At 72.4% G+C, this 22561-nt stretch carries 21 protein-coding genes; all 21 read right to left on the reverse strand.

Annotated features, from left to right (window positions below; translation table 11 throughout):
- Nucleotides 1-75: 75 nt before the first annotated feature.
- Nucleotides 76-873, reverse strand: coding sequence for a tryptophan synthase subunit alpha (gene trpA / locus HNO83_RS04135; protein ID WP_175336238.1), 798 nt, complete (start codon nt 871-873; stop codon nt 76-78).
- Nucleotides 870-2081, reverse strand: coding sequence for a tryptophan synthase subunit beta (trpB, locus tag HNO83_RS04140; RefSeq protein WP_175336239.1), 1212 nt, complete (start codon nt 2079-2081; stop codon nt 870-872). The genes trpA and trpB overlap by 4 nt, the downstream gene beginning before the upstream one ends.
- A complete protein-coding gene (gene trpC, locus HNO83_RS04145) occupies nt 2081-2851 on the reverse strand; it encodes an indole-3-glycerol phosphate synthase TrpC (protein ID WP_175336240.1) in 771 nt (256 codons plus the stop codon). Before trpC ends, trpB begins: the two co-directional genes overlap by 1 nt.
- A 3-nt stretch (nt 2852-2854) precedes the next feature.
- Nucleotides 2855-3085, reverse strand: a complete 231-nt coding sequence (locus tag HNO83_RS04150; RefSeq protein WP_175336241.1) for a DUF6704 family protein — start codon at nt 3083-3085, stop codon at nt 2855-2857.
- A gap of 160 nt (nt 3086-3245) precedes the next feature.
- A complete protein-coding gene (locus HNO83_RS04155) occupies nt 3246-3953 on the reverse strand; it encodes a Trp biosynthesis-associated membrane protein (RefSeq protein WP_175336242.1) in 708 nt (235 codons plus the stop codon).
- On the reverse strand, nt 3943-5484 hold the full coding sequence (locus HNO83_RS04160) for an anthranilate synthase component I (protein ID WP_175336243.1): 1542 nt from the start codon (nt 5482-5484) through the stop codon (nt 3943-3945). Before HNO83_RS04160 ends, HNO83_RS04155 begins: the two co-directional genes overlap by 11 nt.
- Entirely contained in the window at nt 5481-5873 is a 393-nt protein-coding gene (gene hisI / locus HNO83_RS04165; RefSeq protein ID WP_175336244.1) for a phosphoribosyl-AMP cyclohydrolase, read from the reverse strand. Before hisI ends, HNO83_RS04160 begins: the two co-directional genes overlap by 4 nt.
- Nucleotides 5870-6634 (reverse strand): imidazole glycerol phosphate synthase subunit HisF, encoded by a 765-nt coding sequence (gene hisF, locus HNO83_RS04170; RefSeq protein WP_175336245.1) that lies wholly within the window; start codon nt 6632-6634, stop codon nt 5870-5872. The genes hisI and hisF overlap by 4 nt, the downstream gene beginning before the upstream one ends.
- A complete protein-coding gene (gene hisG, locus HNO83_RS04175) occupies nt 6634-7473 on the reverse strand; it encodes an ATP phosphoribosyltransferase (protein ID WP_175336246.1) in 840 nt (279 codons plus the stop codon). The genes hisF and hisG overlap by 1 nt, the downstream gene beginning before the upstream one ends.
- A gap of 46 nt (nt 7474-7519) precedes the next feature.
- Nucleotides 7520-7783 (reverse strand): phosphoribosyl-ATP diphosphatase, encoded by a 264-nt coding sequence (locus HNO83_RS04180; RefSeq protein WP_175336247.1) that lies wholly within the window; start codon nt 7781-7783, stop codon nt 7520-7522.
- Between the two features lie 21 nt (nt 7784-7804).
- A complete protein-coding gene (gene rpe, locus HNO83_RS04185) occupies nt 7805-8467 on the reverse strand; it encodes a ribulose-phosphate 3-epimerase (RefSeq protein WP_175336248.1) in 663 nt (220 codons plus the stop codon).
- Between the two features lie 233 nt (nt 8468-8700).
- Nucleotides 8701-10113: an RsmB/NOP family class I SAM-dependent RNA methyltransferase gene (locus HNO83_RS04190; RefSeq protein ID WP_175336249.1), complete on the reverse strand. Its 1413-nt coding sequence runs from the start codon at nt 10111-10113 to the stop codon at nt 8701-8703.
- A complete protein-coding gene (fmt, locus tag HNO83_RS04195) occupies nt 10110-11027 on the reverse strand; it encodes a methionyl-tRNA formyltransferase (RefSeq protein ID WP_175336250.1) in 918 nt (305 codons plus the stop codon). Before fmt ends, HNO83_RS04190 begins: the two co-directional genes overlap by 4 nt.
- Nucleotides 11028-11217: 190 nt before the next feature.
- Entirely contained in the window at nt 11218-13269 is a 2052-nt protein-coding gene (locus HNO83_RS04200) for a primosomal protein N' family DNA-binding protein (protein ID WP_175336251.1), read from the reverse strand.
- A 2-nt stretch (nt 13270-13271) separates the two neighbouring features.
- Nucleotides 13272-14465, reverse strand: a complete 1194-nt coding sequence (metK, locus tag HNO83_RS04205; protein ID WP_175336252.1) for a methionine adenosyltransferase — start codon at nt 14463-14465, stop codon at nt 13272-13274.
- An 84-nt stretch (nt 14466-14549) separates the two neighbouring features.
- Nucleotides 14550-15851 (reverse strand): bifunctional phosphopantothenoylcysteine decarboxylase/phosphopantothenate synthase, encoded by a 1302-nt coding sequence (locus HNO83_RS04210; RefSeq protein ID WP_175336362.1) that lies wholly within the window; start codon nt 15849-15851, stop codon nt 14550-14552.
- Between the two features lie 84 nt (nt 15852-15935).
- Nucleotides 15936-16196, reverse strand: a complete 261-nt coding sequence (gene rpoZ / locus HNO83_RS04215; protein ID WP_175336253.1) for a DNA-directed RNA polymerase subunit omega — start codon at nt 16194-16196, stop codon at nt 15936-15938.
- Between the two features lie 105 nt (nt 16197-16301).
- Nucleotides 16302-17258, reverse strand: coding sequence for a guanylate kinase (gmk, locus tag HNO83_RS04220; RefSeq protein WP_175336254.1), 957 nt, complete (start codon nt 17256-17258; stop codon nt 16302-16304).
- Complete coding sequence (gene pyrF, locus HNO83_RS04225; protein ID WP_175336255.1) at nt 17251-18114, reverse strand: orotidine-5'-phosphate decarboxylase; 864 nt, start codon at nt 18112-18114, stop codon at nt 17251-17253. Before pyrF ends, gmk begins: the two co-directional genes overlap by 8 nt.
- Nucleotides 18111-21398 carry a carbamoyl-phosphate synthase large subunit gene (gene carB / locus HNO83_RS04230; protein ID WP_175336256.1) on the reverse strand — a complete coding sequence of 1096 codons (3288 nt, stop codon included), beginning with the start codon at nt 21396-21398 and terminating at the stop codon, nt 18111-18113. Before carB ends, pyrF begins: the two co-directional genes overlap by 4 nt.
- The gene (gene carA, locus HNO83_RS04235; RefSeq protein WP_349627070.1) at nt 21398-22561 is read right to left on the reverse strand and encodes a glutamine-hydrolyzing carbamoyl-phosphate synthase small subunit; all 1164 of its coding nucleotides are present in this window, start codon (nt 22559-22561) and stop codon (nt 21398-21400) included. The genes carB and carA overlap by 1 nt, the downstream gene beginning before the upstream one ends.

The following is a 22561-nucleotide window of genomic DNA, read 5'->3' on the forward strand; positions in this document are numbered from 1 at the left end:
ATGACTACCTTTCGTTCTTCATGGGACGACCGCCGCGCGGGAGCGCGCTCGGCCTGCATATTCTAAGCCGCGCGGTCAGGCCGCAGTGCCACCGGCGAGCTCGGCGGCCACCCGGCCGGCCTCCGCCACGCCGCCGTCGCCGAGCGCCTTCACCAGCGCCGAGCCGACGATGGCGCCGTCGGCGTACTCCAGGACCTCGGCCACCTGGGCCGCCGAGGAGATGCCGAGGCCGACGCAGGTGCTGGTCGCGCCCGCCTCGCGGAGGCGGCCGACGAGCGTGCGGGCCGCCGCGTCCACATCGGTGCGCGCACCGGTGATGCCCATGGTCGAGACGGCGTAGACGAAGCCGCGGCTGGCGTCGACGGCCTGACGGAGGCGCGCGTCGGTCGAGCTCGGGGCGGCGAGGAAGACGCGGTCGAGCCCGGTGCGGTCGGAGGCGGCGAGCCAGTCTGCGCCCTCGTCCGGGATGAGGTCGGGCGTGATGAGCCCTGCTCCCCCGGCCTCGACGAGGTCGTCGGCGAACCGGTCGACGCCGTACTGCAGCACGGGGTTCCAGTACGTCATCACGAGCACCGGGATGTCGACCTGCTTGGCGATCTCGCGCACGGCGGTGAAGCCGTCGCGCAGCCGGAAGCCGGCGCTCAGCGCCTGTTGGGTCGCGGCCTGGATCACCGTGCCGTCCATCACCGGGTCGGAGTAGGGCAGGCCCAGCTCGATGACGTCGACGCCGTTCTGGGCGAGCGCGACCGCGGCGTCCACACTGGTGCGGAGGTCGGGGAACCCGGCGGGCAGGTAGCCGATCAGGGCGCCGGACGCCTCGCGGTTGCGACGGGCGATCGTGTCGGCGACGCGGCTCGTCACGGTGCCGCTCACGACTGCACCGCCCCGGCGTCGATGAGGTCGAAGTAGCGGGCCGCCGTCTCCATGTCCTTGTCGCCGCGGCCGCTGAGGTTCACCAGGATGACGCCCTCCGGCCCGAGCTCGCGTCCCAGCGCCAGCGCGCCGGCGAGGGCGTGCGAGGACTCGATGGCCGGGATGATGCCCTCGGTGCGGCTCAGCAGGCGCAGCGCCTCCATCGCGTCCGCATCGGACACCGGACGGTATTCGGCGCGGCCGATGTTCGCGAGCCAGGCGTGCTCGGGGCCGACGCCCGGGTAGTCGAGACCGGCGGAGATCGAGTGCGACTCGATCGTCTGGCCGTCCTCGTCCTGCAGCAGCATCGAGCGGGCACCGTGGAGCACGCCGGGGCGGCCCTTCGTGATGGTGGCGGCGTGGCGCGGGGTGTCCGCGCCCTCGCCGCCGGCCTCGAAGCCGACGAGACGAACGTCTTCGTCGTCGAGGAAGGCGTGGAAGATGCCCATGGCGTTCGAGCCGCCGCCGACGCAGGCGACGACCGCGTCCGGCAGCCGGCCGGTCAGGCCGAGCACCTGCTCGCGCGCCTCCTCGCCGATGATCTTCTGCAGGTCGCGGACCATCGCCGGGAACGGGTGGGGACCGGCGACCGTGCCGAAGATGTAGTTGGTGTGCTCGACGTTGGTCACCCAGTCGCGCATGGCGTCGTTGATCGCGTCCTTGAGCGTGCGGGAGCCGGTCTTGACGGCCACGACCTCGGCGCCGAGCAGGCGCATCCGGGCGACGTTGAGCGCCTGCCGCTCGGTGTCGACCTCGCCCATGTAGATCGTGCACTCGAGACCGAACAGGGCGGCCGCGGTCGCGGTCGCGACGCCGTGCTGGCCGGCGCCGGTCTCGGCGATCACGCGGGTCTTGCCGATGCGCTTGGTGAGGATCGCCTGCCCGAGCACGTTGTTGATCTTGTGCGAGCCGGTGTGATTCAGGTCTTCGCGCTTGAGGATGATGCGCGCGCCGCCGGCGTGCTCGGCGAACCGCGGCACCTCGGTGACGATCGACGGACGGCCGGTGTACGACCGGTGCAGCTCGTCGAGCTCGGCGTGGAACGCGGGGTCGGCCTTCGCCTCCTCCCACGCCGCCGACAGCTCGTCGAGCGCTGCGACCAGCGACTCGGGGACGAACCGCCCGCCGAAGTCGCCGAAATATGGACCCTGCTCAGTGCGGAGGGACATCAGACTCCCAGGAACTCGCCGAGCGTCGCGACGGGGTCGCTCGTGACGAGCGCCTCGCCGACGAGCACGACATCCGCGCCCGCCGCCCGGTAGTGCGCGACGTCGTCGGCCGACTTCACGGCGGACTCCGCGACGCGGATGACGCCGGACGGGATGCGGTCGGCCAGGCGGCCGAACAGATCCCGATCCAGCTCGAACGTGGTGAGGTCGCGGGCGTTGACGCCCACGAGGGACGCGCCGGTGTCGAGGGCACGGCTCAGCTCGTCGGCCGAGTGCGCCTCCACCAGCGGGGTCATGCCGAGCTGGGTGATGAGCCCGTGCAGCTCGACCAGCTGCTTCTGCTCCAGCGCGGCGACGATCAGCAGCACCAGGTCGGCGCCCGCGGCGCGGGCCTCGAACACCTGGTACGGCTCTGCGACGAACTCCTTGCGCAGCACCGGGATGGACACGGCGTCGCGCACGGCCTCCAGGTCGGCGAGGGAGCCGTGGAACTTCCGCTCCTCGGTGAGGACGCTGATCGCGCTGGCGCCGCCGGTCTGGTACGACGCCGCGAGGGCGGCGGGATCCGGGATGGCGGCGAGCGACCCGCGGGACGGGCTCGCCCGCTTCACCTCGGCGATGATCTTGACGCGGTCGGCCGGAGCGAGCGCCGCAAGGGCGTCGAGGGCGGCCGGGCGCGCGAGCGCTGCGGCCTCCACCTCGGCGAGCGGGCGGTCGGCCCGTCGCCGCTCAGCGTCCTCCAGCGCGCCGGCGACGAGGTCGGCGAGCACGGATCAGTGGCCCTTCGGGGTGTACTTGTCGCCGCCGACGCCATAGCCCGCGCGCTTCATGATCCAGCCGACGATGAGCCCGACGACCGCGAGTCCGGCCGCGGCCCAGACGATGACCGGGGCGTCGTAGAAGAAGGCGACCGCGCCGATCGCGAATGCGATCAGCATGATGATCACGGCCGTCCACGCCGCCGGCGAGTGACCGTGGCCTGGCTCGACTGACTCGCTGCTCATGGGACTCCTGCACGTCGGGTGCGCGCCCGACGGCACGCACGGTGTTGTGGAACGCATCCAGTCTAGTGGTTCCGCCCCCGCTCCCCCGCCGCGCCATCCGGTCGACGCGACACGCCGTCGCGGCGCGTGCCGACACGGCGTGTTGCGTCCCAGGGTTGGGTCAGCGGGTGGGGTCGTCGCCGCGGGTGAGGTCGTCCCAGGAGTCGATGGCGGTGTCGCGGTCGAGGGTGCCCGCCGGCGCGGCGGGATCCGACGGCGGCTCCTCGTCGGCGTCGGCGGCCTCCGGGGACTCCTCCGTGGCTTCGGCGACGACCTCGTCGGCCGGGCGGCCGTCCTCGCCGGCGAACCGGGTCTGGTACTTGCGTGACGGGCCGGGCCAGAGCCGCGAGAACACCACCACGGCCGCGCTCGCGAGGATGATCACGACGCCCGCGACCACTGCCAGCCACGGCCAGAAGGCGGTGTCGACGGTGTGCACGAGGTGGCGGACGGACGCGTCGCCCGCGACCCCCGTCGCCGTCGTGATCGCGGAGGCCGAGGCGCGTACCGCGTCCGACACGGCCGTGATCGCCGAGATCAGCACCGAGACGCCGAGCAGGATGCCGAGCAGCGCGAGCACGATCCGGAACACGGGCCCGGCGATCGCCAGCGCGGCCGTCAGGGCGAGTCCGGCCAACGCGAGCGCGGTGAGCGCGGGCGCCGCGACCGACCCGGCCACCGAGACCGTCGTCGCGTGCTGCGCCGTGTCGGTCAGCCGGATCGTGAACCACGGCTGCGTCGCGGCGAGCAGCGCGAGACCGCTCCCCACCAGCAGGAGGAGCATCGTCGAGTACTTGACGCGGCGGCCGGTGCTGCCGTCAGCCCGCATCGCGCACCCGTCTCATCGCGTTCGCGACCGCGACGGCCCGGAGCGGGGCGGCGGCCTTGTTCTGCGACTCCTGGAACTCGCTCTCCGGAACCGAGTCGGCCACCAGTCCGCCGCCCGCCTGCACCCGCGCCACGCCGCCCATGATTGTGGCGGTGCGGATCGCGATGGCGAGGTCGGCGTCCCCGGCGAAGTCGAAGTACCCGATCACGCCGCCGTAGACGCCGCGCTGGGCGGGCTCCAGCTCGTCGATGATCCGCAGCGCCATCGGCTTCGGCGCACCGGAGAGGGTCCCCGCCGGGAAGGTGGCGCGGAACACGTCGATCGCCGTCGCATCCGGCAGCAGGTCGCCCTCCACCGAGGAGACGATGTGCATGATGTGGCTGAACCGCTCGATGCGCATGAACTCGGTCACCTCGACCGTCCCGGCCGCGCAGACCTTGAGCAGGTCGTTGCGGGCCAGGTCGACCAGCATGAGGTGCTCGGCCCGCTCCTTGTCGTCGGCGAGCAGCGATGCCTCGAGGTCGAGGTCCTGCTCCGGGGTCGCGCCGCGCGGGCGGGAGCCGGCGATGGGATGCGTGAACGCGCGTCCCTCCTGCACCTTCACCAGCGCCTCGGGCGAGGAGCCGACGATCTGGTACGGCTCGCCGTCCGGCTTCTCCAGCGACAGCAGGTACATGTACGGGCTCGGGTTCAGCGCCCGCAGCACCCGGTATACGTCGAGCGCGGGGGCCGTGCACTCCAGCTCGAAGCGCTGCGAGATGACGACCTGGAAGATGTCGCCGTCCACGATCCGCTCCTTCGCCGTGACCACCGACGCGAGGAAGTCCTCGCGGCGGGTCCGCGACACGGGATCCGCCGGGGTGCCGAGGTCGACCTCCGCGAGCCACGCCTCCGACGGCTGCGCGAGCTGCGTCTGCATCCGGTCGAGGCGGCGCTGCGCGTCGGCCCACAGGTCGTCGGCGTCGTCCGTGCCGTCGGCCAGGGCGTTGGCGACCAGTTTCACGGTGCCGGAGCGGTGGTCGATCACGACGAGGTCGGCGACGAACGCCAGCGCCTGGCCCGGCACGTCGACGTCGGCGGGCGGTGCGTCGGGGAGCCGCTCGATCTGCCGGATCGCCTCCCAGCCGATGAAGCCGACCAGGCCGCCCGTGAGCGGAGGCAGCCCGGGGATGCGCGCGGTCTGCCAGCGCGCGTGCAGCGCCGCCAGGGCCTCCAGCGGGCGGAGCACCCCCGCCGTGCCGAGCGCGCGCTCGGCGCACAGCCCGTAGTCGAGCCAGCGGACCGCGTCGCCCTGCTGCGTGAGCACGCCGAACGACGCCGCGCCGACGAACGAGAAGCGGGACCAGATCCCGCCCTGCTCCGCCGACTCCAGCAGGAAGGTGCCCGGCCGTCCGGCGGCGAGCTTGCGGTAGATGCCGACCGGGGTCTCCCCGTCGGCGAACAGCTCGCGGATCACCGGCACGACACGGTGGTCGGCCGCGAGGGCGTCGAACGCCTCGCGCGAGGTCGTGGCGGCGGCGGTGTCGATCACAGGTCGGTCGCCTCCAGCTCGGGGCTCTCCCCGACGACCGGCTGCAGCACGTCCGCGTCGAAGCACGTGCGCGTGCCGGTGTGGCAGGCAGCGCCGATCTGCTCGACGGTGACGAGAAGGGTGTCGCCGTCGCAGTCGAGCGCCACGCCCTTCACGTACTGCACGTGACCGGAGGTGTCGCCCTTGCGCCAGTACTCCTGACGCGAACGCGACCAGAACGTCACCCGGCCCTCGCTCATGGTGCGGCGGAACGCCTCCGCGTCCATCCAGCCCATCATCAGCACCTCGCGGGTGTCCCACTGCTGCACGATCGCGGGCACCAGCCCGGTGTCCGTGAAGCGGATGCGCTCCAGCACCGCGTCGGCGCTCGCACTGCTCGTGGCGTTCATCGGCGGACCTCCATCCCGGCCGCGGCCAGTTTGTCCTTGACCTGCTCGATCGTCAGCTCGCCCTGGTGGAACACGCTCGCGGCGAGCACCGCGTCGGCTCCCGCCTCGATGGCGGGCACGAAGTGCTCCAGCCGTCCGGCGCCGCCGGAGGCGATCACCGGGACGGTGCTCAGCGCCCGCATCTCGCGGATCAGCTCCAGGTCGAAGCCCTCCTTCGTTCCGTCGGCGTCGATGGAGTTGACCAGCAGCTCCCCCGCGCCCAGCTCGATCGCCCGGCGCGCCCAGTCCAGCGCGTCCAGATCGGTCTCGGTGCGGCCGCCGTGCGTGGTGACGACGAAGCCGGACGGCGTGGCGGCCGAGCGCTTCACATCCAGCGACAGGACCAGCACCTGGGCGCCGAAGCGCTCCGCGATCTCGGCGATCAGCTCGGGGCGGGCGATCGCGGCCGAGTTGACGCCCACCTTGTCGGCGCCGTGGCCGAGCAGCTTCGCGACATCCTCCGGGCTCCGCACGCCGCCGCCGACCGTGAGCGGGATGAAGACCTGCTCCGCCGTCGCCCGCACCACGTCGTAAGTGGTGGCGCGGTCGTCGACGGTGGCGGTCACATCCAGGAAGGTCAGCTCGTCGGCGCCCTGCTCGAAGTAGCGCGCCGCGAGTTCGACCGGGTCGCCCTGGTCGCGCAGGTTCTGGAAGTTGACGCCCTTGACCACGCGGCCGGCGGCCACGTCGAGGCACGGGATGACGCGAACCGAGACGCCCATCAGATCCGCGCAGCGTGGATGGAGGTGACCAGGATGGCGCGGGCGCCCAGCTCGTACAGGTCGTCCATGATGTGGTTGGTCTGGTCGCGCTTGATCATCACCCGGACGGCGACCCACTCCGGCTCGCCCAGCGGCGACACGGTCGGGGACTCGACGCCCGGGGTGAGCGCGACGGCCTTCTCCAGCAGGGCGACCGGCAGGTTGTAGTCGATCAGCACGTACTGGCGGGCGACCATGACGCCCTGCAGGCGACGCAGCAGCGTGTCGACGCCGGACGCGGGCGCCGGCGAGGAGACGAGGACCGCCTCCGACTCCAGGATGACCGGGCCGAAGATCTCCAGCCCCTGCTTGCGCAGCGTCGAGCCCGTCTCCACCACGTCGGCGACCGCGTCAGCGACGCCCAGGCGCACGGCCGACTCGACCGCGCCGTCCAGCTTGATCAGCGACGTGCTGACGCCGTTCTCGGCCAGGAACGCGCCGACGAGACCCGGGTAGCTGGTGGCGACGCGCTTGCCCTCAAGGTCCGAGAGCTCGGCGAACACGCCGGCGGGACCGGCGAAGCGGAAGGTGGAGGCGGCGAAGTCGAGTGCCGCGATCTCGGCGGCGGGCGAGCCGGAGTCGAGCAGCAGGTCGCGGCCGGTGATCCCGACATCGAGCGCGCCGGAGCCGACGTAGGTGGCGATGTCGCGCGGGCGCAGGTAGAAGAACTCGACGCCATTGCGGGCGTCGGCGACGATCAGCTCCTTGGGGTCGCGGCGGCCGACGTACCCGGCCTCGTGCAGCATCTGCGCCGCGGTCTCGGAGAGGGAGCCCTTGTTGGGGACGGCGATCTTCAGCATGGTGGTGACTTTCGTGACGTGACGGACGAGTGGATGGGGTGGCCCATCACAGATGTCGGTACACGTCGGCCGGCGTCAGGCCCTTCGCGAGCAGCAGCACCTGCAGGTGGTAGAGCAGCTGCGAGGCCTCCTCGGCGAGGGCCTCATCGGACTCGTACTCGGCGGCCATCCACACCTCGGCGGCCTCCTCGACGATCTTCTTGCCGATGGCGTGCACGCCGGCGTCGAGCTCGCGGACCGTGCCGGAGCCCTCCGGACGCGTGCGCGCCTTCTCGGTCAGCTCGGCGAAGAGGTCGTCGAAGGTTTTCACCGTTCTAGCGTAGCGGGACTGTCAGTGCGCGTGCGCCGCGGCGGCGTCGCGCAGCGCCGTGATCCGCTCGGCGGGCTCGCCGCGGAAGACGCTCGAGCCGGCGACGAAGGTGTCGGCGCCCGCAGCCGCGGCCGTGACGATGGTCTCCTCGGTGATGCCGCCGTCCACCTGCAGCCAGACGTCGAGGCCGCGCGCCTCGACCGCCTCGCGCAGCGCACGGAGTTTGGGCATCGTCTCCGGCATGAACGACTGGCCACCGAAGCCGGGCTCCACGGTCATCACGAGCACCTGGTCGAACTCCTCCAGGAGGTCGAGGTAGGGCTCGATTCCGGTGCCGGGCTTCACCGCGATGCCGGCGCGGGCGCCCCTGGCCCGCAGCTCCCGGGCCAAGGAGACCGGGTCGGCCGCGGCCTCGGCATGGAAGGTGACGGAGTACACGCCGAGCTCGGCGTAGCCGGGCGCCCAGCGGTCGGGGTCGTCGATCATCAGGTGCACGTCGAGCGGGATCGGGCTGACGTCCTGGATGCGGCCCACCATCTGCGGGCCGAAGGTCAGGTTGGGCACGAAGTGGTTGTCCATCACATCCACGTGCACCAGGTCGGCGGTGGAGATGCGCTCCAGCTCGCGCTGCATGTTGACGAAGTCGGCCGCGAGGATGCTGGGGTTGATGCGCAGGGGAGCCATGCCTCCAGCCTATTCGTCCGTGTTTGCTCGGTCGGAGATTCGGTCTCGTGCCGTTCGATTCTCCGACCCGAGGCGGCCCGGACGGAGATTCGACCGTTCGAGCGCTGGTGCACACAGGCGGAGCCGGAGGCGAGCTTTCCACAGAAGCAGCGGCCGGGCACACCACAGGAGCGCGCCCCGGAAAGGTGGTGGGCATGATCAGCACACGAGCCCTCCGCCGCCTCCCTGTCCCCTCAGCGCTTGCGCAGCAGAGCGATGAACATCGCGTCCGTCAGGTGCCGGTGCGGCCACAGCTGCACGGCGGACGGGTCGCCCGCGAGATCGAGCCGCTCGACGGCGAGATCCTGCACGACGGTGGCCGTCTGCTCCGCCTCCAGCACGTCGCCGTGGCGGCGCAGGGCGTCGGCCACGATCCCGCGCGTCTCGGCGACGTGCGGCGAACACGTGACGTAGGCCAGCAGGCCGCCCGGCTTCAGCGCCGCGATCGCGGAATCAAGCAGCGCGGTCTGGAGCGCGGTCAGCTCGGAGACGTCGCGCGGCGTCTTCCGCCAGCGCGCCTCCGGGCGGCGACGCAGCGCGCCGAGGCCGGTGCACGGCGCATCGAGCAGGATGCGGTCGAACGCCTCGGGATGCTCGCTCCCGAGGACGGTGCCGTCGAGCTCCCACACGGGCACGTCGAGCGGCACGGCGGCCAGGGCCCTGCGCACGAGCTGGGCGCGGGCCGGGACGAGTTCGTTCGCGACCAGTTCCGCTCCACCCGCGAGCGCCTCCGCGGCGAGCAGCGCGGCCTTCCCGCCCGGGCCGGCGCACAGGTCGAGCCAGCGCTCCCCCGGCGTCACGGGCTGGGCCCGGGTCAGCGCCAGGGCGGCGAGCTGCGACCCCTCGTCCTGCACCCGGATGCGGCCGTCGGCGGCCTCCACCATCCCCTGCGGGTCTCCCCCGCCTGCGGTGAACCCCGGCGGCGAGAAGCGGTCGGGTCGCGCGTCGTCCGGGATCTCGGCGAGACCGGGCAGCGCGATCAGGTTGACGCGCGGCGCGGCGTTGTCGGCCTCCAGCAGGCTCTCCAGCTCCTCGCCCCGGCCCTCGCTCTCGAGCGACCGGCGGAACGCGCGCACGATCCAGACCGGGTGCGAATACAGGGCGGAGAGGCGGTCGTCGTCGTTCTTCGCGCGGCGGGCGACCTCGTCCCGCCACTCCTCGACGGTGTGGCGGCCGATCTCGCGGAGCACGCCGTTGACGAAGCCGGTGCCGGAGCGGCTGCCGACCGTGCGCGCGAGGCCGACGGACTCGTTGACGGCGGCGTGCGCGGCGACCCGCGTGGAGAGCAGCTGGTGGGCGCCGAGGCGCAGCACATCGAGCAGCGGGGGGTCGATCCGGTCCACCGGGCGTCCGGCGGCGATGGCGATCACCCGGTCGTAGAAGCCCTGCAGGCGGAGCGTGCCGTAGGCGAGCTCGGTGACGAGCGCGGCATCCGCCGCAGACAGACCGGCGCGGGCGATGCGGGTGGGAAGCAGCAGGTTCGCGTACGCGTCGGACTCGCGCACAGCCTGCAGCACGTCGAGGGCGACCTGGCGCGAGGGCTGCGCCCGGGTCTGCTGCGGGCGGGCGGCGCGGCCCGCGTGGCCGGAACGGTTCTGCGGCGTCATGACAGCACCAGCCCCGTCGGAGATGCGGCGCCGCGCAGCCAATCGGCCGCGGGCATCGCGCGCTTGCCTGCCGGCTGCACCGTGACGAGCTCCAGCGGATCGGTGCCGGTGCCGAGCAGCACGCGACGACCGCGGGCCTCGACCGCACCCGGCGCGAGGGGCGGTTCGCCGGTGGTGCGGCGCGCCGCATGGAGCTTGAACCGCTCGCCGCCGAGAAGGGCGAACGCGCCGGGTTCGGGCGTGACGCCGCGGAGCCGTGCGTACACGTGCTCCGCCGGCTGGGTCAGGTCGAGCCGGGCGTCGTCGAGGGACAGCTTCGGCGCGAGGGTCACGTCGCCCTGCTGGGGAACGGCGACGGCGGTGCCGGCTGCGAGGGCGTCGGTCGTGTCGGCCAGTAGCGCTGCACCGTCCACCGCGAGGGCGTCGAGCAGCTCGCCCGCGGTCTCGTCGGGGCCGATCGGGCGGCGCAGCTCGGCATAGACGTCGCCGGCATCCAGCTCGGGCACGAGGCGGAAGACGGCGGCGCCGGTCTCGGTGTCGCCCGCGATCACCGCGTGCTGCACCGGGGCGGCGCCCCGCCAGCGCGGGAGCAGCGAGAAGTGGAGGTTGACCCAGCCGAGCCGCGGAAGAGACAGCAGCGGCTCCCGCACCAGGCCGCCGTAGGCGACGACGACCCCGAGGTCCGGCTGCAGCTCCGCGATACGCTCGGTGACCTCTTCGCGCAGCCGGTTGGCCTTGATGACGGGGAGCCCGAGCCGCGTGGCCTCCTCGGCGACGGGCGACGGCGTGAGCACGCGCTTGCGCCCGAGCGGAGCGTCCTCGCGCGTGACGACCGCGACCACCTCGTGGCGGGCCGCGACGGCCGCAAGCGAGGGGATGGCGACCGCGGGGGTGCCGGCGAAGACGATGCGCATGTTCCTCCGTTTCGGGACGGCCACCCAGCCTACCGCGCGCGCCCGGACAGCCCATCCATGGGACGCGACGGGTTCGCGGGCGCATGCGCCCGCACGCCGCCGCCTCCGCCGCCGCCGCGGTGCATCTATGGGACGCAACGCGCCGTGTCGCGCGAACGTGAGCGGCGTGTTGCGCCCCATGGATGTAGCGCTACAGGATCTCCGGGTCGTCGAAGCGCACGCGGAGGGTCGGAGCGGGGCGGTAGCCCGGCTTGCCGGCCGGCGCGCGTCGGCGGCGCGTCGCGTTCTTCACCACGGCGGCGCGCACGGCGGCGGCGACCTCCGCCCCGCGGGCGTACTCGAAGCGCAGCACCGCCCGCACCTGATCGGCGGAGGCACGCGTCGCCCGGGCCGGTCCGGCGTCCGGCTCGACCGCCGCGGGGCCGAGCACGTCGATGAGGAGGGCGGGGTCGACCGCGGCGAGCACCTCGTCCACCGTCGCCTCGGCTCCGGTCACCGACGCCAGGCGCACTGCGGGCGGGAAGCGCAGCTCGCGGCGGTCCACCAGCTCCTCGTGGGCGAACTCGACCAGGCGCCCGGTGGCGAAGTCGCGCGCGAGCGGCCCCGAGACCCCGACGAGCACGGTCGGCGCACCGGGCGCGGCGAGACCGGCCGCGCTCTGCCACCAGCGCAGGCAGTCCTCGGCCACGTGCAGGCTCTCGCGCGCCAGCATCCGCTCGCCGTCGAGCAGGAGCACCGCCTGGTAGCCGCCCTCGGCGATCGGCTCCGCGCCGCGCGTGGCGACGACGAGCGCGGGCGCGGAGCCGATGCGCTGCACGGGATGGTCGCCGTCGGCCAGGATCACGCGCGTCCCCGGGAAGGCGCGCCCCAGCTCCTCCGCGGTGCGCCCCGAGCCGACCGTCACCAGCCGGAACCGGGTGTGCTCGCAGTGCTCGCAGCGCCAGCCCGTGGCGAGCCGACCGCACACCGTGCACGACGGCGGCGCGCCCGCGCGCGTCTGGTGCAGCGGGCCGTGGCAGTTCATGCAGCGGGCGGCCTGCCCGCAGTTCGCGCAGGCGATCACCGGCGCGTAGCCCGGCCGCGCCACCTGCACCAGCACCGGGCCGCGCGGCCGTCCGCTCTCGCCGGTCAGGGCCTCCCGGGCGGTGCGCCACGCGGTCGACGGGATGCGGGCGGCGCGCGCCGCCGGCTCGTCGGCCTGCTGGTTGGCGGTGAGCACGACCTTCGGCGTCGTGACTCGCTCCGGCCCCACATCCCGGAGCCAGCCCACCTCGACCAGTCGCTGCGTCTCGACGCTCCGGATGTTGCCGCTCAGCACCAGCGCGCAGCCCTCCAGCTCCTGCCGCACGAGCGCCGCGTCCCGGGTGTGGACGTACGGGCTGAGCGGTTCGGCGAGCAGCGGGTCGCTGTCCTCCCAGACCGCGATGAGTCCGAGGCGCTCGGCGGGCGCGTATACGACCGACCGGTTGCCGATGACGATGCGCGGACCGGACAGGGCCTCCAGGAACCCGCGGTAGCGGTCGGCGTTGGCCTGGCCGGCATCCGCACGCACCACGGCCTCGGATGGCGCGACCGCCGCGAGTGCTGCGGCCAGCTGCTCCAGGTCGCGGTGGTCGGGCACCGCGACGATGGCGGTGCGTCCCCCGCGCCAGCAGTCGGTCGCGAGGGCGGCGAGCGTCACCGCCCACTCCCCGACCCAGGTCCCGTCGGGCAGCGGCACGAGCCGCGGGATGGCGCGCAGCGCGAGCCGCTCGTCCCGCGCCACCGCCTCCTCCAGCACCCGCTCGCCGTACCCCCGCACCCCCGCCGTCGCCTCCGGAGTTGTTCGACCCTCCGGCGGCGTGTCGGGTCGAGAAACTCCGGAGCTGCGGGCGGCGAGCCATGCCTTCTCGACGCGCACCATGCGGCCGGGCACCGCGAGGCGGAGGATGTCGCTCGCGGTCCCCGCGCTGCGGTCCGCCAGCCGCCGGGCGAGGCGCCAGACGCCGGGAGTCAGCACGCGCGCCGGTGAGACGACCGCCTCCAGCGGGCTCAGGGCGCCCTCGAAGCCGTCGTCCGGCTCGCCCACCTCGACCAGGTAGCCGTCGGCGACCCGGCCGGCCGACCGCAACGGCACACGGACGCGCACGCCGGGGACGGCCTCCTCCGCCAGCTCCTCCGGGATGCTGTAGTCGAAGAGGTGGTCGAGCTGCGGGAGCGGGGAGTCGATGACGACCCGGGCGACCCGTCCGGCCGCCGTCACCGCTAGAGCCCCGCGGCCGAGCGCAGGTCGTCGACGCGGTCCAGGCGCTCCCAGGTGAAGTCCGGCAGCTCGCGGCCGAAGTGGCCGTAGGTCGCCGTCTGCGCGTAGATCGGGCGCAGCAGGTCGAGGTCGCGGATGATCGCCGCCGGCCGCAGGTCGAACACCTCGCGGATGGCGTGGATGATGCGCTCCTCCGGCACGGTCGCCGTTCCGAACGTCTCCACGTACAGCCCCACGGGCGCGGCCTTGCCGATCGCGTACGCGATCTGAACCTCGAGCCGGTCGGCCAGGCCCGCGGCGACCGCGTTCTTGGCGACCCACCGCATGGCGTAGGCCGCCGAGCGGTCGACCTTCGACGGGTCCTTGCCCGAGAACGCGCCCCCGCCGTGACGGGATGCGCCGCCGTAGGTGTCGACGATGATCTTGCGGCCGGTGAGCCCGGCGTCGCCCTTCGGGCCGCCGATCTCGAACCGTCCGGTCGGGTTGATCAGTGTGCGCACGTGCGACGAGTCGAGGCCCGCGTCGTGCAGCACCGGGCGGATGACCTCCTCCACGATCTCCGCCTGCAGCTGCTCGTTGGAGACCTGCGGGGCGTGCTGCGTGGAGAGCACGACGGTCTGCACCGACTTCGGCACGGCGCCCGCGTAGCCGATGGTGACCTGCGTCTTGCCGTCCGGCCGCAGGTAGTCGAGCGTGCGGTCCTTGCGGACGGTGGCGAGCCGCTCGGCGAGGCGGTGCGCCAGCCAGACCGGCAGCGGCATGTACTGCGGGGTCTCCGTCGTCGCGTAGCCGAACATGATGCCCTGGTCGCCCGCGCCCTGGCGGTCGAGGTCGTCGTGGCTCTGCTCGGCCCGGGTCTCCAGCGCGTTGTCGACGCCCTGCGCGATGTCGGGCGACTGCGCGCCGATCGACACCGAGACGCCGCACTGCGTGCCGTCGAAGCTGACGTCGGACGAGTCGTAGCCGATCTCGACCAGCTTGTTGCGCACGATCGCGGGGATCTCGACGTAGCCGTTGGAGGTCACCTCGCCGGCGACGTGCACGAGACCGGTGGTGACGAGCGTCTCGACGGCGGCCCGGCTGTGCGGGTCGACCGTCAGCAGCGCATCCAGGATGCTGTCGGAGATTTGGTCGCAGATTTTGTCGGGGTGGCCTTCGGTCACGGACTCGGACGTGAAGAGACGCAGATCTGCCATGGTTCTTCCTGGTCGACGGGATGCGAGCGCGACCGGATGCTCCCGGCGCGAGCCTGCCGGGCGATGCTCTGGCGAGCCGCGCTCTCAGGCGATGACGTCGAGGATACGGTCGGCCACCGACAGCTTGCTCCCGGAGGCCTCCATCACTATATCGCCGCCCTTCCGGAGGACCACGACCTCGTTGCTCTCCGTTGCGAAGCCGTGCGTCCAGCCCACCTGGTTGAGCACCAGGAAGTCGCTGCCCTTGTGCTCCAGCTTGGTGCGGCCGAGGTCGATGAGGGCCTGCGGGTCGGGCTCGGTCTCCGCAGCGAAGCCGACCACGACCTGGCCGTCGCGCTTGCGTGCGGCGAGTCCGGCGAGGATGTCGGGATTGGCGACGAGTTCCAGCGTCAGCCGGTCGCCGTGGTCGGACTTCTTGATCTTGGCGTCCTGCGTCTCGGCCGGGCGGTAGTCGGCCACCGCCGCGGTCATCACGACGATGTCGGCGGCGCGCGCGGCCTCCTCGACCGCCTCCTGCAGTTCGAGCGCTGTCTGCACCTCGATGAGCTCCACGCCCTCGGGCGGCTCCACCTCGAGGTGCGCGGCGATCAGGATCACATCGGCGCCGCGGGCCTGTGCTGCGCTCGCGATGGCGACGCCCTGGCGGCCGCTGGAGCGGTTCCCGAGGAAGCGCACCGGGTCGAGCGGCTCGCGCGTACCCCCGGCGGTCACGACGACCCGCTTGCCTGCGAGGTCGACGCCGCCGCGCGGCAGCCGCGCGGCCTCGTTGGCGCGGCGGCGCTCGGAGAGCACGACCACGTCGTTGACCGGGGAGCCGGACGGGAGGGCGATCGGCGCGGGCGCCTCCACCGCGCGCGGTGTGGCCCCGGCGGCGCGCAGGGCCGCCCGCACGATGACCTCCGGCTCCTCCATGCGGCCGGGTCCGGAATCGGAGCCCGTCAGCTGTCCGCTCGCCGGGCCGACGATGGTGACGCCGCGGGCGCGGAGGGTCGCGATGTTGGCGACCGTGGCCGGGTTGCGCCACATCTCGGTGTGCATCGCCGGGGCGATCACGAGCGGCGCCGTGGAGGCCAGGACCGTGTTGCCGAGCAGGTCGTCGGCGAGGCCGGCGGCCAGCTTGGCGATCGTGTTCGCGGTCGCGGGAGCGATCACGATCAGGTCGGCCGACTGCCCGATCGCCACATGCCGCACCTCGGCGACGCCCTCGTAGAGGTCCGTCGCCACCGGGTTGCGGCTGATCGCCTCCAGGGTCGGCCGGCCGACGAACCGCAGCGCGTTCTCCGTGGCGACCACGTGCACCGAGTGCCCTTCGAGGACCAGGGCGCGGATGACTCCGACGGCTTTGTACGCGGCGATGCCGCCGGTCACTCCGACGACGACGGTCAATCGTGGGCTCAACGGCGGCACCTCTCCTCGGCCGGGCGCCGGCTGCGGCCGGGCCTGGTACGACGTCTTGCGGTACGGTCCGCCCTACTCGGCGGCGATCGGCTTTACGACGAGCTTGTCCTCGTTGATCTCGTGCAGCGCGACGGAGAGCGGCTTGTCGTCGACCGAGGAGTCGACCAGCGGGCCGACGTTGTCGAACAGGCTGCCCTCGTGCAGGTCGGCGTAGTAGTCGTTGATCTGGCGCGCGCGCTTGGAGGCGAAGATCACGAGCGCGTACTTCGACTCGACGCGGGACAGCAGGTCGTCGATGGGCGGGTCGATGATGCCGTTGTTGCTGGTTGCCATGCGGCTGCTCCTTGTTCTGATCGATCACACGGTCACGCGCGATCGGGCGGTCGTGGCGGCACGACCGGGGTCGGTGGGCGCTGCCTGCGGCGGCGCGAAGAAGGTCTACGGACGCGACGGCGCCGCGCGGACCTTCATCAAGTCTACGACCTCGCGGGCGGCGGTCGCGACGTCGTGGTTGACCACGCGGTAGTCGAACTCGTCTTGGGCGGCCAGCTCGACCTTCGCGGTCTCCAGCCGGCGCTGCTGCTCGGCCTGGTCCTCGGTGCCGCGTCCGATCAGGCGCCGGACCAGCTCCTCCCAGGTCGGCGGCAGCAGGAAGATCAGCCGCGCCTCCGGCATCGACCGGCGCACCTGGCGCGCGCCCTGCAGGTCGATCTCGAGCAGCACGCTCCGGCCTTCGGCCAGCGCCTTCTCGATCGGGGCGCGCGGCGTGCCGTAGCGGTAGGCGTTGTGCACGGTCGCGTACTCCAGCAGCTCGCCGCCCTCGATCATGCGGTCGAACTCGGCGTCGTCGACGAAGTAGTAGTTGACCCCGTCGACTTCGCCAGGACGCGGCGTGCGGGTGGTCGCGGAGACCGACAGCAGCACGTCGGGATAGTTCTCCCGGATGTAGGTGGACACGGTCCCCTTGCCGACCGCCGTCGGGCCGGCCAGCACGACGAGGCGGTTCCGCTGCCGCTCGGAGCGGTTCTCGCGCTCGATGAGGAACTGCCGCAGGCGGAGTCGCTGGTGCCGGCCGAGGCCGCCGAGTCGCTTGGCGGGCGAGATGGAGAGCCGGTTCAGCGCCTCCTCCATCTTGGTCGTGCCGATGGCCGGAACGCTGAGCAGGAACTCGGTCACCCGCAGGCGGCCCTCGACGCCGTCGGGGTCGGCCGTCGCCCGGTCGAGCACGGTCAGCGGCGACACGTCGCGTGCGGCGATCGCGGCCTTCACGGCGGCCCGCGCGCGGCGGGCGGCGACGGCCGCCTGCGAGGCAGCGCGGCGGTCCACCTCGGGCGGGGCCGGGCGGCTCGACGCACGGGTTGCGGCGGTCGCGGAGTCTGCGGTGGCCTCAGACATGTGCGGCGCGCACCTCCTCGGCGCGGCGCGCCACGGCGTCCGCGAGACCGGCGGGCCCGGCGCCGAGCAGCCCGCGGGACTCGCTCACGATGACTCCGGACGCCAGCGAGCCGAACAGGCGCGCCGCGTCCTCCACCCGGGCGCCCTGGTGGCCGAAGCCCGGCGCGAGCACGGGCAGGGCGGGCGTCCGCTCCCCCGCCGTCGCCACGTCGATCCCGTAGTCCGCGAGGTCGACCGTCGCCCCGAGCACCAGCCCGACCGAACCGAACGGGCGCGGCCCGGACTGCTCCTGATTGAAAGCATGCACGTCTTCGATGATCGCACGGGCGACGGACTGGTTCGCCCGCGGCCCGGACTGCACCAGGGCCTGCTGCACCGCCGCGGCCTCGGGATTGGAGGTCGCCGCGAGCACGAACAAGCCCTTCCCCGCGCTCTCGCCGAGGACCATCGCGTCGGCGAGCGAGCCGACGCCCTGGTAGGCCGCGACCGTCATCGCGTCGGACTCCAGCGGCGACCCCGGCGTGAGCCAGGCCTCCGCGTAGGCGGTGACGCTCGTGCCGATGTCGCCGCGCTTGACGTCCGCGATCACCAGCAGGCCCGCCGCGCGGGCGGCCGCGAGCACGTCCTCCAGGGCCGCGTAGCCGGCCGATCCGAACCGCTCGAAGAAGGCCACCTGCGGCTTGACGATGCCCGCACGGCCGGCGACCGCGTCCACCGCGGTGAGCCCGAAGGAGCGCAGGCCGTCGGCCGAGGCCGGCAGCCCCCACGCCTCCAGCAGGTGGGCGTGGGGGTCGATGCCGACGCACAGCCGGCCGCGCTCGGCGAACACCGCCGCGAGCCGGTCGCCGAACGTCATGCTCGGGCGAGCCTCTCTCGCGCGTACTCCTGCAGCGACTTCACGTCGAAGCCCTCGCGGATGGCGTCGAGCGACGCCACCGCCGCGCTCAGCTCCGCGATCGTCGTGAACAGCGGCTTGTCCGCGGCCACCGCGGCGGCGCGGATCTCGTAGCCGTCCGCGCGGGCCGAGCGGCCGCTCGGGGTGTTGATGACCACATCCACCTCGGACCGGTTGATGATGTCGACGATCGAGTCGCCACCCGACTCCTGCGCCTCGCTGTGCTTGCGCACGATGCGCGCCTCGATGCCGTTGCGGTTGAGCACCTCTGCGGTGCCCTCGGTCGCGACGATCCCGAAGCCCAGCTGGTGGAGGCGGAGCACCGGCAGCACGACGGCGCGCTTGTCGCGGTCGGAGACCGAGACGAACACCGTGCCGGTCAGCGGCATCCCGCCGTACGCGGCCGACTGGCTCTTCGCGAACGCGGTCGGGAAGTCCTTGTCGATGCCCATGACCTCGCCGGTCGAGCGCATCTCAGGTCCCAGCACCGAGTCCACCACGGTGCCCTCGGCGGTGCGGAACCGCTTGAAGGGCAGCACGGCCTCCTTCACCGCGACCGGCGAGTCCATCGGGATGATCGAGCCGTCCTGCTCGGGCAGCAGGCCTTCCGCGATCAGACCGTCGATGGTCTCGCCGACCATGACCCGGGAGGCCGCCTTCGCGAGCGGGATGCCGAGCGCCTTGGAGACGAACGGCACGGTCCGGGACGCGCGCGGGTTGGCCTCCAGCACATAGAGCACGCCCGCGCCGATCGCGAACTGCACGTTCAGCAGGCCGCGAACGCCGATGCCCTCGGCGATCTTCAGCGTCGCCTCGCGCACGCGGTCGATCTCACGGCGACCGAGCGTGATCGGCGGGAGGGTGCAGGAGGAGTCGCCCGAGTGGACGCCCGCCTCCTCGATGTGCTCCATCACGCCGCCGATGTAGAGCCGCTCGCCGTCGTACAGCGCGTCGACGTCGATCTCGATGGCGTCGTCGAGGAAGCGGTCCACCAGCAGCGGGTGCGACGGACCGACGATCCCCTGGCCCGCGACGCGCTCGAAGTAGTCCGCCAGCGACGCGTTGTCGTAGACGATCTCCATGCCGCGGCCGCCGAGCACGAAGCTCGGGCGCACCAGGACCGGGTAGCCGATCTGCTCCGCCGCGTGCGCGGCCGACGGGTAGTCGACGGCCGTGCTGTTGCGCGGCGCGACCAGTCCGGCGTTCTCGAGGATCTCGGCGAACAGGCCGCGCTCCTCCGCCAGGTCGATCGCCTCCGGCGTGGTGCCGAGGATCGGGACGCCCGCCGCCTCCAGGCCCTTCGCGAGCCCGAGCGCGGTCTGGCCGCCGAGCTGCACGACGACGCCGACCAGCTCGCCGGTCTGCGACTCCGCGTGGATGACCTCCAGCACGTCCTCCAGCGTCAGCGGCTCGAAGTAGAGCCGGTCGCTGGTGTCGTAGTCGGTCGACACCGTCTCCGGGTTGCAGTTGATCATGATGGTCTCGAACCCGGCGTCGTGCAGCGCGAACGACGCGTGCACGCAGGAGTAGTCGAATTCGACGCCCTGCCCGATGCGGTTCGGGCCGGAGCCCAGGATGACGACCTTGCGCTTGTCGCTCGGCTCGACCTCGGTCTCCAGGTCGTAGCTGGAGTAGTGGTACGGCGTGAGCGCCGGGAACTCGCCGGCGCAGGTGTCCACCGTCTTGTAGACCGGCCGGACGCCGAGGATGTGCCGCACCTCGCGCACGTCGGCCTCGCCGAAGCCGCGCAGCTCGCCGATCTGGGCGTCGGAGAAGCCGTGGTCCTTCGCAAAGCGCAGCGTGTCGGTGTCGAGGGTCGGAGCATCCCGGATCTGGTCCGCGACCTCGTTGATGAGCACGATCTGGTCGATGAACCAGGGGTCGATCTTGGTCGCCTCGAAGACCTGCTCGGGCGTCGCGCCGAGGCGGAGCGCCTGCTGCACGTCGACGATGCGGCCGTCGGTCGGGGTCGCGATGGAGGCGAGCAGCTCGTCCACGGTCCGCGCCTGCGGTCCCCAGTGGAACGACGAGCCGCGCTTCTCCAGCGACCGCAGCGCCTTCTGCAGCGCGCTCGTGAACGAGCGGCCAATCGCCATCGCCTCGCCGACCGACTTCATGGTCGTGGTCAGCGTCGGGTCAGCGGCCGGGAACTTCTCGAACGCGAACCGCGGTACTTTGACGACGATGTAGTCGAGCGTCGGCTCGAAGCTCGCCGGGGTGACCTTGGTGATGTCGTTCGGGATCTCGTCGAGCCGGTAGCCGATGGCGAGCTTCGCCGCGATCTTGGCGATCGGGAAGCCGGTCGCCTTCGACGCCAGGGCGGAGGAGCGGGAGACGCGCGGGTTCATCTCGATGACGATGATGCGGCCGTTCTCCGGGTTCACCGCGAACTGGATGTTGCAGCCGCCGGTGTCGACGCCGACCGCGCGGATGATGTCGATGCCGATGTCGCGCATCCGCTGGTACTCGCGGTCGGTCAGCGTCAGCGCGGGCGCCACGGTGATCGAGTCGCCGGTGTGCACGCCGACGGGGTCGACGTTCTCGATCGAGCAGACGACGACCGTGTTGTCGGCCGTGTCGCGCATGAGCTCGAGCTCGTACTCCTTCCAGCCGAGGATGGACTCCTCCAGGAGCACCTCGCTGGTCGGGCTCTGGTGGATGCCGTCGCCGGCGATGCGGCGCAGCTCCTCCGGCGTGTGGGCGAAGCCGGAGCCCAGGCCGCCCATGGTGAACGACGGACGGACCACCAGCGGGTAGCCGAGGTCTTCGGCGAACTCCAAGGCCTCGTCGACCGTGTGGGCGATGTGCGAGCGGGCCACCTCCGCGCCGGCCTCGACGACCAGCTCCTTGAAGATCTGGCGGTCCTCGCCCTTCTGGATGGCCTCGAACTTCGCGCCGATCAGCTCGACACCGTACTTCTCGAGGATGCCGTGCTCGTGCAGCTGCATGGCCGCGTTGAGCGCGGTCTGGCCGCCGAGGGTCGGGAGGATCGCGTCCGGCTTCTCCTTGGCGATGATCGTCTCGATGACCTGCCAGGTGATCGGCTCGACGTAGGTCGCGTCGGCGAAGTCGGGGTCGGTCATGATCGTCGCCGGGTTGGAGTTGACCAGGATGACGCGAACGCCCTCGGCCTTCAGCACGCGGCAGGCCTGCGTGCCCGAGTAGTCGAACTCGACCGCCTGGCCGATGACGATCGGGCCGGAGCCGATGACGAGGACGGAGTTGATGTCGTCGCGTTTGGGCATCAGTTGTTCTCCTGGTCTTTGGTCGCCGACTCGCTGTGCTGGGCCCTGACCATGTCCAGGAAGCGGTCGAAGAGGTAGTTGGCGTCGTGCGGGCCGGCCGCCGCCTCCGGGTGGTACTGCACGCTGAACGCGTTCAGGTCGAGGCAGTTGAGCCCCTCGACGACCTGGTCGTTGAGCGAGAAGTGGCTCACCTCGACGCGGCCGAAACCGGCGGGCGAGTCGAACTCGGCGTCGATCGGCGCCTTGACGGCGAAGCCGTGGTTCTGCGCGGTGATCTCCACCCGGCCGGTGCGCTTGTCGAGCACCGGCTGGTTGATCCCGCGGTGGCCGAACGGCAGCTTGTAGGTGTCGAGCCCGAGCGCGCGGCCGAGCAGCTGGTTGCCGAAGCAGATGCCGAAGTACGGAAGGCCCGCGCGCAGGGTCTCCTGCAGCAGGGCGACGTGCTTGTCGGAGGCCTGCGGGTCGCCGGGACCGTTCGAGAAGAACAGGGCGGAGACACCGAGGCCCAGGACATCCTGCGCCGTCACCTGCTGCGGCAGCACGTGGACGTCGAGGCCGCGGGCCGCGAGATTCTCGAGCGTGGACTTCTTCACGCCGAGGTCGAGCACCGCGACCGAGCCGACCTTCTCGCCCACCGCGGGGACCGTGTACGGCTCGACTGTGGAGACCTCGGCGGAGAGGTTGCGGCCCGCCATCGGCGCCCCGGCGAGCACGAGGTCGAGCTGCTCGCTGTCGCTCAGGTCGAAGTCGTCGCCGGAGAAGATGCCCGCGCGCATCGCGCCCGCCGACCGGATGTGCCGGGTCACGGCGCGCGTGTCGATGCCGCTGATGCCGACGACGCCCTGCGCGACGAGGTCGTCGTCGAGGCTGCGCTGGGCGCGGAAGTTGGACACGATGCGGCTGGGCTCGCGGACGACGTAGCCGGCGACCCAGATCTGCCGGGACTCCATGTCCTCGTCGTTGGTGCCGGTGTTGCCGATGTGCGGCGCCGTCTGCAGGACGATCTGGCCCGCGTACGACGGGTCGGTCAGGGTCTCCTGGTAGCCGGTCATGCCGGTGGCGAACACGGCCTCGCCGAGCGTGCGCCCGCGGGCGCCGTAGGCCCGGCCGACATACCGCTGGCCGTCTTCGAGGACGAGCACCGCTGGTTCCGTTGCGAGCAC

Source organism: Leifsonia sp. C5G2, from assembly GCF_013359685.1.
GTDB lineage: Bacteria > Actinomycetota > Actinomycetes > Actinomycetales > Microbacteriaceae > Leifsonia.